This is a genomic window from Dyadobacter subterraneus (assembly GCF_015221875.1).
Lineage (GTDB): Bacteria > Bacteroidota > Bacteroidia > Cytophagales > Spirosomataceae > Dyadobacter > Dyadobacter subterraneus.
The window spans coordinates 5,778,615-5,792,449 of sequence record NZ_JACYGY010000001.1 but is presented as its reverse complement, the minus strand read 5'-3'; the positions used below and the strand labels follow the sequence as shown (position 1 = coordinate 5,792,449).

Here is a 13,835-nt window from a genome sequence, read left to right as displayed (position 1 = left end):
ATTTAATAACTACCAGACGGATGGGAATCTTTTCCATCCGTTTTTTTTATTTTAGTCTGTTGAATAATTACCCCGAGCAATTTTTCAGGATCAATCGGTTTGGAAATAATATCACTCATGCCGATATCAAACATTTTCTCCTTTGCATCCAATGCGAGACTGGCAGTTACTGCCACAATCGGAAGTGTTTCACCTCGTTCTCTAAGTTGTTTTGTTGCCTCGTAACCATCCATAACCGGCATATGAAGGTCCATTAATACGATTTGATGGCGAGTTGCATCCAGTTTCTCCAATGCCTCCTGGCCATTTACTGCAACATCGGATACAGCGCCCCAGCGTTTCAGGAAACTTTTAATCACCAGCACATTCATTCGATTATCTTCAACAATCAGTACGCACAAATCTTGCAACGGTTTTTCTTCCGCCTTGTTCACGAGCACCGGTTGGGTTATTTCCGGCTCTTCCGGAATCGGGAAAGTCTGGATAAAATAAAAAGTGGAACCTTTACCTTCCTCACTTTCCAGCATAAGTTCCGATCCCTGCAAGGCAAGCATACGCTTGCTTACGGAAAGTCCAAGTCCCGTGCCTCCAAAAACCCGGGAAGTTGAAGAATCAATTTGGGTAAAGCGTTCAAAAATAATCTTTTGCTTTTCAAGAGGAATTCCAATGCCGGTATCTTCAACAGCTATTTTAAGTGTGACTTCTTTTTCTGTTTTATCTACAACATCAATTTTTAGTTTTACCCAACCAGATTTTGTGAATTTAATTGCATTTTGAACAAGATTTCCCACAATCTGAGCAATTCTTGTGGTATCACCCAGAATCACTTTTGGCATAGGTCCGTTTAATTCGGCAACAAGATCAATATTCAATTCCTTTGCAGATGTTTTGTGCACAGCGATAATTTTCTGTGCCAGATCAGAAATATCAATGGGGACACTCAGAAACTGCATTTTCCCTTCTTCAATCGTACTGAAATCCAGAATATCGTTGACGATATTAAGCAGGTTTTTTGCTGAAAAAAGTAGGATATCCAGATTAGATTTTTGATCAGGCCGTGGATCTTCTTTCATCATAAGATGCGTCATACCAATCACAGCATTCAAGGGGGTGCGGATTTCATGGCTCATCGTGCTTAAAAACTCGCTTTTTACCTTTAACCCCACTTCTGCATCTTCTTTTGCTTTTTTGAGCGTAAATGCGAACCGAAATGATAAGATCAAAGACTGGCAGAAGAAAAATCCAAGATAACCGGCAAATAACAGGAGTTCCTGAGGATAAGCGATATCGTAATAAGCCAGTATCAGGGTGATGAAAATAATAAAGATAGCGATCGTACTAAGCAGTGCGTATTTGGCTCCGATTCTTTTATTTCGGTATGCAACCCAATAAATGTAGATGGCAAAAAAGATGTAAGGAATGAGCAGGCCAACAAACGGATTCATGAGTTGGCTGAATAATATCGGTGGTGAAAGGATCGTAATCAATGCAAAAGAAAAGCATACGCCGATCATACAAAAAATGATTTTGGCAGGCGTATCCTTTGGGTATAGATAAAGCGTATACAATGCAAACATGGCAACAGCCATAAATAAGGCGATATACTCCAGGTGAATGGCCAACTGCCAGCCTACATATGGAAATATGGTGTGAAGCGAATAATCACCTGAACCAACAATTCTATAACTATAAAAGAAACAGAAAAGTGAAAAATACAGCGTTGATTTATCATGACGGCCAAGCAAATATAACCCCAGGAAATAAAGCCCGCCCATGAGCATACAGCCGGTCAGCAAAAAATCAAATGCGTGGTCCAGATTACTACTATCCTGTAATTCATTGAACAAACCAATTTGAATAGGTTTGCTGATTCCGCCTTTGGAATGATGAAAATTTGAGATAAAAAGTTTTAAATTAAGTGTATCAGTAGCTAAAAAAGGTTTAACCTGGGTAGACCAGTATGGTGTTGTTGTTTCCTTGGCTGTACCGGGAATTCCATTTCTTGCAATTAATTTTCCGTTGACATATAAGGCGTAGGCACTATACATATCGGGAATTTTGAAAGCCAGCTGGTCTCTGTTTTTTGGTAAAAGGATTTTTACTTCATAGGTCGCAAATCCCTGTGAGGATATGGATTTGCCCTTCCAGAGGATGTTACTCCATAAATCCGGAAAATTCTCATATTCATGATATATGTCAGACCGGGAAGTTTTTTTTAATGTTTTCCAGTAAAATGTCCACTCGCCATTGATATTAATCGGAGCCTCATTGAACTTTGCAGACCTCAGATCCAGCACTCCTTTCACTGCTTTTGGAGCATAAAGTGGCTGTGACGCAAAGGATGGAAATGCTGACATAACCAAACTTGCGACAAAAAGCATTAAACCCAAACCAGATACACAATTCCGTGTCATTTTCCTTTAATAATATGTGACATGCAGAATTTTTGTAATCGATGTCTAATATCTGATTAAAATTCTTGTTGTAATGCTTAATATTAATCTGAAAACTAGAAGTTACTTGATTTACAAAATACTAAAAATGAGGTTTTTTACTGAACAAAAAAACAAATCGTTACGAAAAATTAAATAAATTTATCCAGTGGCAAATGCAGAGACAGCACTTTTTGTTGAATATTAACATTGTAACTTTATGACAATTAAATTTTTTGGAATGACTGTAATTACCGCCACTTTAATAGCTGCAAATGGCTCGGCTCAGAAAATAAATTATCCAAAAACAAATCAGATAGATCATGTTGAGGATTACCACGGTACAAAAGTTTCGGATCCTTATCACTGGCTTGAAGATGATCGCTCACTGGAAACTGCGGCTTGGGTAAAAGCTGAAAACGCTGTCACTTTTGAATATCTTGATAAAATACCTTTCAAAGGGAAGATATTTACGGATTTGGAAAAAGCTTACAACTATCCAAAATATTCGGCTCCGACCAAGAAAGGCGACTTTTTTTATTTTTATAAAAATGATGGTTTGCAAAACCAGTCCGTACTTTACAGACAAAATGGTTTAAACGGAACACCGGAAGTTGTCCTTGATCCAAACAAACTTTCAACAGACGGAACTACAAGGTTGACCGTTTTTAGTTTATCAAAAAATGGAAATCACGCCGTTCTTGGTTTTTCCAAAGGTGGCTCTGACTGGCAGGAATATCAGGTGATGGATATGAAAACCCTGAAAATACTTTCGGATAAAGTTGAATGGGTGAAAATTTCCGGCGCTGCCTGGCAGGGTGATGGTTTTTATTACAGCCGTTATCCAAAACCGGAAGGAAGTGCACTGGCTGCCAAAAATGAAAATCATCAGGTTTTCTATCATCAGGTTGGGACAGAACAATCTTCTGATAAACTGATTTATGAAGATGCAGCCAACGGACAGCGTTTTCACACCGTAGGCACAACAGAGGATGAACAATATGCCATTTTATCTGTAAGTGATCGTGGAAAAGGCAAAGACGGGAATGGATTGTGGGTTATGGGAAAAGGAGAAAACAAATTCACCGCTATAAAGGAAGAAATTACTGATTTCAGTTTTGGTGTGGTTGAAAATGTGGATGGCGGATTTTTGGTTGAAACAAATGAAAATGCGCCTAACAGCAAAATTTTGTTTTTTGAATCGAAAACAAAAAGCTGGAAGCCATTCTTACCTGAAAAACCGGAACCATTACAGGGTGCAGGTACAGCTGGTGGGAAATTATTTGTGTCCTATTCCAAAGATGTGACCTCCAGAGTTTATGTTTATGATATGAAGGGAAAACTTGAAAATGAAGTACAGTTGCCTGGTCTTGGTACTGTCGGCGGTTTTGGAGGAGAAAGGGGAGATACCTTTGTTTTTTATACTTACACATCTTTCAATTATACGCCTACAATATTCAGGTATGAGATAGCCTCGAAAAAAAGCGCTGTTTTCCGTGAGCCGGAAGTTTCATTCAAGCCACAGGATTATGAAACCAAGCAAGTATTTTATCCAAGCAAAGACGGAACAAAAATCCCGGCTTTTATCACTTACAAAAAAGGTTTGAAACTCGACGGATCAAATCCGACGATTCTGTATGGTTATGGTGGATTTAACATTAGCCTGACACCTGCGTTTAGTCCCACACGTATACCATTTTTAGATCAGGGCGGTGTGTTTGTTCAGGCTAATTTGCGCGGAGGAAGTGAGTATGGCGAAAAATGGCATGAGCAGGGAATGAAGTTGAAAAAGCAGAATGTTTTCGACGATTTTATAGCTGCTGCTGAGTTTTTAATTAAAGAGAAATATACTTCTCCGGCACGTCTGGCGATTCAGGGTGGATCAAACGGCGGTTTGCTGGTTGGTGCGGTTATGAACCAGCGTCCGGAATTATTCAAAGTAGCTTTTCCGGCCGTTGGGGTAATGGATATGCTTCGTTTTCACAAATTTACAATCGGCTGGAACTGGATTGCAGACTATGGAAGCAGCGATAATGCAGATGAATTTAAAGCGATTTATGCTTATTCTCCATTACACAATATCAAAACGGGCGTGAATTATCCGGCAACTATGATCACAACCGCCGATCACGACGACCGTGTAGTTCCTGCACATTCATTTAAGTATGCAGCGGAATTACAGGAAAAAGCGGGAGCATCTTCAACCAATCCGCTTTTAATTAGGATTGACACCAATTCCGGACATGGAGCCAGTAACACCAAGAAAGCTCTGGAAACACAGGCGGATATTTATGCGTTTTTGTTTTATAATATGGGGTTGAGCTGGAAGTAAATTTTATTTGTTTTTTTATCTTAAAAGTCGGCGAAGAGACCAGAAAAGTGGTAATTCAAAACTAATTTTTAATAAAACAGAATTTTAATTGAGCCGCTACAAATATTTGTTGCGGCTCTTCTAATTAGAATTGTTACCAGAAAGACTTATATAATTCCTGTGTGCAGGATACCACAGGACGGTACGCAAACCTAAGTTTTCTAATCTTGTATTGTAAATTAGAAGTGAAATGGCTGACATAGAAAAACCTTACTCATTCTGAAATTCTAACTTAAAAGCGATCTTAAAAACAAAATAATATGAGCAGTTCAACAGCAGAGCAGTACAAGTATGTGAGCTATTTATGGGATGATGCGAAAGCAGCTTCCCTTGGTGATGACCAGGTGGAATTACTTTTATATCGTTCCAATTTATTAGGAGCGGATCTTCGTCTTACTAACTATGCAGGTGGAAATACCAGCTGCAAAACCATAGAAAAAGATCCGTTGACGGGAAATCCTGTTGAAGTGATGTGGATCAAAGGCTCTGGCGGTGATATTGGTACTTTGAAAAGAAGCGGTCTTGCCGGTCTTTATCAAAACCGTCTGCATGCATTGAAAAATATATATCGTGGCCTTGAATTTGAAGATGAAATGGTTGAGCTTTTCAATCATTGTATTTATGATCTTAAATCCAAAGCACCGTCTATCGATACGCCGTTACACGGACTGCTCCCTTTCAAACATATCGATCACTTACACCCTGATGCGTTAATTGCAATCGCAGCTTCGAAAGAAGGTGAAGCCATTACAAAAGAATTATTTAAAGGTGAACTGGCGTGGGTGCCTTGGCAACGTCCTGGTTTTGACCTTGGGTTGAAACTGGAAAAGACGCTTGCTGACAATCCGGGAATTCGTGGAATCGTTTTGGGTGGCCACGGATTATTTACCTGGGGTGATACAGCCTACGAATCATATATCAATACCCTGAATACAATTGAACAGGCATCTGCTTATCTTGAAGAAAACTACGGTATAAAACGTCCTGTTTTTGGAGGTGCCAAACAAGAAAGTCTTGCAGCGGATCGTCGTCTGGAAGTAGCTGGTCAGCTGAATCCTTACCTGAGAGGTCTTGCTTCTGACCGTCAGACGATGGTGGGACATTTTACTGATGATTCACGCGTTTTGGAATTTATCAATAGCAATGATCTGGATAAACTGGCTCCGCTTGGAACAAGTTGCCCGGATCACTTTCTTCGTACGAAAATCCGTCCGTTGGTTCTTGACCTTCCTGCGGAAGTTCTGGCATCAGATGCAACAGCTATTTTAGATCATATCCGTCCGCAGTTCGAAGCGTATCGTGCCAATTATCAGGCTTATTACGATCGTTGTAAACATGACAACAGTCCGGCCGTTCGTGACCCGAATCCGGTTATTATTTTGTACCCTGGCGTTGGTATGTTCTCTTTTGCAAAAGACAAACAAACTGCTCGTGTTGCGGCTGAATTTTATACCAATGCAATCAATGTAATGAAAGGCGCGGAAGCGGTTTCATCTTACGTTTCTCTACCGGAACAGGAAGCTTTCGATATTGAATACTGGTTGCTTGAAGAAGCGAAATTGCAGCGTATGCCGAAAGAAAAATCACTTTCTCGCAAAGTAGCTATCGTTACGGGTGGATCTGGTGGCATTGGAAAAGCAATTGCTCAGAAATTCCTGGAAGAAGGTGCTTGCGTAGTGATTTCTGATATTGATGACAAAGCACTTGCCGAAACTAAAAGTGAATTTGATAGTAAATTCGGAAAAGATTTCTCAGCTACTGCCAATGCAAACGTTCTGGAAGTAGATCAGATTAATGCAGCTTTTCACGTTACAAAACTGAAATTCGGTGGTGTTGATATCGTTGTAAACTGCGCCGGGCTTTCTATTTCAAAGCCGCTTGCTGAAACAACCATTAAGGACTGGGATATTTTGCAGGATGTTTTGGTAAAAGGTCAGTTCCTTGTTTCTCAGGAAGCTGTGGCTATTATGCGTCAGCAAGGGCTGGGCGGTGATATCATCAATATTGCAAGTAAAAACGGACTGGTTTCCGGACCAAATAACGTGGCTTACGGAACTGCAAAAGCGGCGCAGCAGCACATGTCCCGACTTTTGGCAGCAGAATTGGGCGGTGACAAAATCCGTGTCAATATTGTCAACCCTGATGCCGTGATTTCCGGAAGTAAAATCTGGGAAAGTGGCTGGGCAGCCGGACGCGCAAAAGCTTACGGTATCAAAATCGAAGAATTGCCGGCTTACTATGCAAAACGGACGGTTCTGAATGCTGAAATTCATACAGAAGATATAGCAAACGGAGTTTTCGTATTCGTTGGCGGATTGCTGGGAAAAAGTACCGGAAATGTTCTGAATATTGACGGTGGTGTTCCTGCCGCATTTGTTCGCTAGTATTTGAAATTAAAAGCTGTGTTAAAAGTAGATTCTGCTTTTGACACAGCTTTCTTTTTATAGTGATATTCCAATTTCCGAAGCCGTTTTTATCCGGCTTATTTCAAAATCTTTAATGCTAAAAAGATGAAAATAGAACAATATCGGATTGATCAGCATAACGAAGGTTTGTTGGGCAAACATAACAATCAGTTCATTTTTCTTAAAGAACAACTGGGAGAACAGGGTATTGATGCCAATGCGATTGTAAAAACTTTGCAGGCATTTCAAGTAGCAATTCCAAGCTGGGCTTTGGGAACCGGCGGAACCCGTTTTGGTCGTTTTTCAGGTGCTGGTGAACCTGGTTCGTTGGAAGAAAAAATTGAAGATGTTGGAATTTTGCACGCGTTGAACCGTTCAAGCGGATCAATTTCTTTACACATTCCATGGGATATCCCAACCGATGCAAATGCGATGATTCAACTAGCCTCCTCGCTTGATCTGAAATTTGATGCCGTAAATTCCAATACATTCCAGGATCAGAAAAATCAGGAGTTGTCGTATAAATATGGTTCACTTTCACATGTGGATCCAAAAGTGCGTAAGCAGGCTGTTGATCATAATATTGAAGTAATTAAATACGGAAAAGATTTAGGGTCGAAAGCTTTGTCGATCTGGCTTTCTGACGGGTCATGTTTTCCAGGACAATCCAATTTTGTAAAGGCGTTTCAAAATACGCTGGAATCGTTGCAGGAAATTTATGCGGCGCTACCGGACGATTGGAAAGTTTTTGTGGAATACAAAGCATATGAACCGAATTTCTATTCAACCGTAATTCAGGATTGGGGAAGCTCATTATTGTTTTGCCAAAAACTAGGCCCCAAAGCGGATGTTCTGGTTGATCTGGGTCATCATTTGCCAAACGCGAATATTGAGCAAATTGTAGCAACGTTGATGATGGAAGGCCGTCTGGCTGGTTTCCATTTTAACGATTCCAAATACGGAGATGATGACTTAACCGTTGGCAGTATCAGACCGTATATGCTTTTCCTGATTTTTGTGGAATTGGTTGAAGGAATGAAACGTGCCGGAAAAGGCAGCGACGGTTTCGCCTGGATGATCGATGCAAGTCATAATGTAAAAGATCCTTTGGAAGATTTACTTCAATCGGTTGAAGCAATTCTTTTGTCATATGCCCAGGCGTTGATTTTGGACAGCAAAAAACTGGAAATCGCAAGAGGAGAAAATGATGTTGTTTTGGCTCAGCAATTATTACAAAATGCATTCAGAACAGATGTTCGTCCGTTAGTTCGCGAAGCGATGCTGCATAGCGGAGGTTCGCTTGACCCAATCGGACTTTTCAGAGATTTGAAAGTAAGAAACGGATTGATTTCAGAACGCGGTTTGGTAACCGTAGCGACTGGTCTTTAATAATACAAAATACATTTGTCATTCTAAGGTGTCCACTGATACCTTGGAATGACATTTTTTATAACGATTTTCTTCTGATCAGTGTAAAGGGATTTTTGATAATCTCCGTTTTGTTTTCCATCACCAATCTCGCCGCCGTTTTTCCCATTTGCTCATGATCGGTTGAGATTGTGGTAATTCCGTCCAAAAGAATTTCTTTTAGCGGCGTTTCATTATAAGATATTATCCCAACATCCTTTCCGACAACCAGATGCTGTTCACGGCATTTTTTGATGAGGTTAACCAGATCAGTTTCTTCGATTACAACATAAGCTGCGTCTTTGATAACTTTGGTATTTTCCTCGGTTTCAAACATAATATCAAATTCAAATTGCTGCTGAATGCAAAACAGACGGAAGCCTTTGATGATTTCCTTTGGATAAGGAATCAGGGTTGGAAAAATAAGGATCAGCTTTTTGTAAACTTTCAGCAGGTCATTTGCTTCGTTAAGCGCACAAAGAATATCTTTTTCGAAATTCTGGTGAACGGCCGAATGTTTCCGGTTATCAATGTCTACGTCCTTATCCAGCAAAATCAGTTTCTCTGCCGGGATCAATTTTAATATTTTCGCAGCCTCATCTTCATTGTCGTAAAAATGGGGCATGATCACATAGTAATCATATTCTCCCAAACTGTTTTTTATCAGATTGGAAAAAATATTGATATTGGAGTGATGAATGTGCAGATCAACGATCATGTTTCGACCAACATTTTCAACAAAAGCATTATAAATCTGTTTTTTATAATTGCTTATTTTGTTGAAAACCAGTAATATTCTTGAAGTTGTTTCAATATCAACGCGGTTGATAAAATATCCTTTTCCCCGAACCGACACCAAAACCCCATCTTTTATTAAATGACGGTAAGCCTTCTCAACAGTATCTCTCGAAAGTAAGTATTCCTCACTCAACTGATTGATAGACGGTATTTTATCTCCTCTTTTCAGTTTTCCCTTGCCAATAGCTAACAGCAGCGATTTGATAATCTGCATATACTTTGGCGCACTTTCCTTAAACTCAATATCAAACTGGATTTCCATTAAAAACGAGATGCTTAGGTTTGGAACTATGTTAAAATTAATACAATTCCTTTAAATTTGAATATTAAATAAAAGTTAAAATGGTACATCGATATACTTATTAATTACTAAAAATGCTCTTCAGAAGACTATAAAATCTTCCGAAGAGCATTTTTATACTACAAATTTAAAATTATCTTGGAGAACGGCTACCTCTTTCTGATCCGCCACCGCCATGACTTTCATTAGATCTTCCACCGCCTCTTGATTCACCGCCACCACTTCTTTCAGAAGAATTAGATCTCATTGACGCTCCATTATCAAAGGATCTTTGCTGACCTTGATTTTGTCCGCCATAATTATCTGAGCGTCCTGAATTGGATGGCTGATCGTAAGAACGGGAACGATTTTGGTCTGGTGCGGGCGATTGACGTTGCGCTTCACCACCACGGTTTCCATAAGCAACTGACGGATCTTGCGGTCTTTGACTTCCATAATCCTGTGCGCTTCTTTGCGGCGCAGAATAACCGCGGTCTGGTGTTGAACGTTCGTTGGAACGGTTTGGCTGACTTTGATTGTAAGGATTATTTCCGTTGTTGCTTCTATTGTCCGGCATATTTCTGTTGTCGGGAACACGGTTGTCATTTCCTGAATAAGATCTGTTACCAAATTGGCCATTGTTACCGTTTCTGTTTCCGGAATTATAATCGCTCGCTCCTCTACCGTTATTATTATAGCCATTATTTCCTCTGTTATCAGAACCATAAGAACGCGATCTGTCATAGCTGCCAGCGTTGCCACCATAACCTCTGCTGTTCGCGCGGTCGCCACCCATCACAATTCCTCTGCGGTCACGATCGATCTGACGGATTTCTACCGGACGTCTTGTTACACGTTCAATTTCATCACGTCTTGGACCGTATACATAAGAACGGTTGTTGCTGCGATAATAGTTATTGATGATCGTTGTGCGTCCATAGATATTATTATATCCGCCACGGGGAACCCAGTAATTGTGCCAGCTACGGCTAGAAATATATTGCTGCGGAACAAAAACCCACCAGAAAGAAGGAATATTAATCGATACGTTGATATTTACCCCAGGTCCCATCGGTGCCCAGCCATAGTAACCACCACCTGATCGCCAGCTCACCCACGCAGGTCCCCATTCATATCCAGGGATCCAGAACCAGCCGTTATAATCATCATATGACCAGCGGCCGTAATGAAAGGGAGCCCAGCCCCAGTCATAGTCGGAAACCCAGGTATTTCCATACTCTGTAACCTGCCAATATCCGTTTGTTGCATAAGGTTGAAATCCTGCATCGACATAAGGTGTCCATACCGAACCATATTGTGGTGTATTGATCCAGCGTCCGTAAGGTGCCAGTTCATTGTAAAAAGTTTGATATGAAATAGAAACCCCGGGCTGGGCTTGTAACTTTTCCCCGGTTGAAATACCTGCGATAAGTAAAAGCGACAAGCCCAGTATCCGAAATTTATGCATGGTGTTCATGGCCGTATGGATTAATAGTTTTCGTGTTTAAAATCAATTGTTTGACATGAAAATTTGAAACAGGTTTAATCAGGTTTAAAGTAGGGAAATCTTATAAAACTGTTCCTTTATGCTGATTGAAAAATAAATTTGATTAATAAATTCAGACAAAATTAAATTTAAATATTTGATTTGCAGATATTTATGATTTATTAGCTGCTTGAATCCCGAAAATCAACCAGAACTATAATCGTTTTGAAAGCGTAAAAACTGGTAATATTGGTATACACATTAACACGTGTTAACACATTTTTATAATTGAATGATGATAAACCCTGAAAAACTACATACTGAGCTCGTTTTTCAAACCGCCAGAAGCGGTGGGAGCGGTGGGCAAAATGTAAATAAAGTAGAAACAAAAGTGGAGCTTAGGTTTGATATTCCAAATTCTGCATTGCTGACAGATGAGGAAAAACAGATACTTATTGAAAAGCTGAGTACCAAACTGACGAATGACAATGTATTGGTAATTTATCACCAAACGGAACGTTCCCAATTGGCAAATAAGGATAAGGTTGTTGAGAAATTCAATAAACTTATCCAGCAGGCATTTTTTGTTCAGAAGAAAAGAAAAGCAACCCGCCCGACACTGGCTTCAAAACTTGAACGACTGGCCGGAAAACAAAGAAAGTCAAATGTAAAATCCATGCGAAGAAAACCGGTAGATGATTAGTTGAATTTGTTTTACTATTATGAAAACCCCTTTTACTTACGATAAGATTTTTGATCAATAAATATGGCTTTACTTTCTGCTTCAAATAATACTTCTGCACTTCGTACTGTACTTTCATTACCTGTAATCGTGGCTTCACTGGGTTACTTTGTTGATGTTTATGATTTGCTTTTGTTCAACATTGTGAGAGTACCAAGTTTGCGGGAACTGGGTTTGTCGGAAGCAGATATTTCTGCTATCGGAGCGAAAATTTATAACTGGCAGCAGGCTGGTTTGTTGATCGGCGGTTTTTTCTGGGGAATATGGGGAGATAAAATGGGTCGTCGTTCTGTACTTTTCGGCTCGATTCTGATGTATTCTCTGGCGAATATTGTCTGCGGTTTTACCAATAATGTTGAAGTTTATTCAATACTTCGTTTCATTGCCGGTCTCGGACTTGCGGGTGAACTTGGTGCAGGAATTACTTTAATCGCTGAAATTCTTCCCAAACATTTACGTGGTTATGGAGCTTCTGTTGTTGCCAGTGTTGGTCTTGCCGGAGCAATTGCCGCATTTTTTGCAGTAAAACTTACGGATTGGCGAACTGCTTATTTCATCGGTGGCGGAATGGGACTTATCCTTTTGGTGCTCCGTTTCAATGTTCTTGAATCTTTTCTTTTTGAAAAAGCAATTGAAAGTAAAGCAAAAGCAGTGCAATGGTGGACGATTTTTACAAAAAGAGAAAAATTAATTCGTTACCTGCGATGCATGGGCATTGCGTTGCCAACATATCTTGTCATTGGAATTTATGCAACTTTTGGAAATGAATTTGCAAAAGCTTTGGGCATTCCGGGAGATGTTCAGGCGGGAACTTGCGTACTTTATGCTTACATAGGAATTGTGACCGGCGATTTTTTTAGTGGTTTTTTAAGTCAGTGGCTACAATCCAGACGAAAAGCAATATTGATCATGTTGTTCATGACGTTTGCAGGAATGGTCGCGTTGTTATATGGTGGAATCAATTCTGCCACAACCTTATATATATGTTATGGCTGGCTAGGTTTTTCTATAGGTTACATCGCCATGTTTCTTACAACCACCGCAGAACAATTTGGTACTAATCTTCGGGCAACAGTAACGACTTCCGTAGCAAATAATGTCCGCGCAACTACACTTTTAACATTACCTGTTTTTCAATACCTGAAACCTGACTGGGGTGTTCTCCAGGCAGGTGCAAGTGTAGGGATCGTGTGTTTTGTACTTGCTTTACTTTCGCTTTGGAAAATGGAAGAAACGTATGGTAAGGATCTGGATTACGTAGAACAGTAATTTTTTAGAGTAGCAGCGTAAGGTCGAATTCGAAATGGGGAAGAATATTTTCTCCGGACAATAAGTTGTTAAAATTGTGAATACGATCTACCGTTCCGTCTTCACGATAAATGAATACCTCTTGGGTTTTCGGATTTATGAGCCACCCAAGTAATACACCATTATTTATATACTCATGCATCTTGTCCTGAACAGTTTTCAATTTATCTGTGGCAGACATTAACGCCACCACGAAGTCTGGTGAAATAGGTGGAAATTTATCTTGTTCCTGCGGACTTAGTGTATTCCATCGATTGTTGCTAATCCAAGCCATGTCTGGCGATCGCGTAGCTCCGTTTTGAAATTTAAATCCAGTTGAAGAATCGAAAACCTGTCCCAGCTTATGTTTTCTGTTCCACAAAACCAGTTCAAATGATAATTCTGAATTTCGAATTCCTGTCTTTCCTCCTGTAAGTGGCATAATGATAATTGTACCGTCGGGATTTCGTTCAAATCGAAGTTCAGGATTCCGTTGACAAAAATCATAAAATGAGTCATCATCCAAATCTATGGCTAAATCCAGACGCAGTTCGTCCTGAAAATCGGCGAGTTTACTGCTAACTGTTAATGTCATGATTTTTAGTTTATGATTTAACTCTAAGGTAA

9 protein-coding genes are annotated in these 13,835 nt (G+C 39.9%); 5 read left to right on the top strand and 4 right to left on the bottom strand.

Annotated elements, in window-relative coordinates; translation table 11 throughout:
* Positions 1 to 2 precede the first annotated feature (2 nt).
* On the bottom strand, positions 3 to 2,414 hold the full coding sequence (locus IEE83_RS24140) for a response regulator (protein ID WP_194123034.1): 2,412 nt from the start codon (positions 2,412 to 2,414) through the stop codon (positions 3 to 5).
* Between the two features lie 238 nt (positions 2,415 to 2,652).
* On the opposite strand from IEE83_RS24140, the gene IEE83_RS24135 reads away from it, so the two are divergent.
* From IEE83_RS24135 to IEE83_RS24125, 3 genes are all read left to right on the top strand, one after another.
* Positions 2,653 to 4,764, top strand: coding sequence for a prolyl oligopeptidase family serine peptidase (locus IEE83_RS24135; protein WP_228101955.1), 2,112 nt, complete (start codon positions 2,653 to 2,655; stop codon positions 4,762 to 4,764).
* A gap of 299 nt (positions 4,765 to 5,063) precedes the next feature.
* Positions 5,064 to 7,187: a bifunctional aldolase/short-chain dehydrogenase gene (locus tag IEE83_RS24130; RefSeq protein WP_194123032.1), complete on the top strand. Its 2,124-nt coding sequence runs from the start codon at positions 5,064 to 5,066 to the stop codon at positions 7,185 to 7,187.
* Positions 7,188 to 7,313: 126 nt separating this feature from the next.
* Complete coding sequence (locus IEE83_RS24125) at positions 7,314 to 8,597, top strand: sugar isomerase (protein ID WP_194123030.1); 1,284 nt, start codon at positions 7,314 to 7,316, stop codon at positions 8,595 to 8,597.
* 58 nt (positions 8,598 to 8,655) lie between these two features.
* Here IEE83_RS24125 and IEE83_RS24120 read toward each other — a convergent pair whose 3' ends face one another.
* Both IEE83_RS24120 and IEE83_RS24115 read right to left on the bottom strand, forming a co-directional pair.
* Complete coding sequence (locus IEE83_RS24120) at positions 8,656 to 9,675, bottom strand: GntR family transcriptional regulator (protein ID WP_194123028.1); 1,020 nt, start codon at positions 9,673 to 9,675, stop codon at positions 8,656 to 8,658.
* 172 nt (positions 9,676 to 9,847) lie between these two features.
* Positions 9,848 to 11,170 (bottom strand): DUF6600 domain-containing protein, encoded by a 1,323-nt coding sequence (locus IEE83_RS24115; protein ID WP_194123027.1) that lies wholly within the window; start codon positions 11,168 to 11,170, stop codon positions 9,848 to 9,850.
* Positions 11,171 to 11,474: 304 nt separating this feature from the next.
* Between IEE83_RS24115 and arfB the strand changes: the two genes are divergently transcribed.
* A complete protein-coding gene (gene arfB, locus IEE83_RS24110; RefSeq protein WP_194123537.1) occupies positions 11,475 to 11,882 on the top strand; it encodes an alternative ribosome rescue aminoacyl-tRNA hydrolase ArfB in 408 nt (135 codons plus the stop codon).
* A 63-nt stretch (positions 11,883 to 11,945) separates the two neighbouring features.
* Complete coding sequence (locus IEE83_RS24105; RefSeq protein WP_194123026.1) at positions 11,946 to 13,190, top strand: MFS transporter; 1,245 nt, start codon at positions 11,946 to 11,948, stop codon at positions 13,188 to 13,190.
* Between the two features lie 4 nt (positions 13,191 to 13,194).
* Here the strand turns inward: IEE83_RS24105 and IEE83_RS24100 are convergent, their stop codons facing one another.
* Positions 13,195 to 13,803, bottom strand: a complete 609-nt coding sequence (locus tag IEE83_RS24100) for a Uma2 family endonuclease (protein WP_194123025.1) — start codon at positions 13,801 to 13,803, stop codon at positions 13,195 to 13,197.
* Positions 13,804 to 13,835 lie beyond the last annotated feature (32 nt).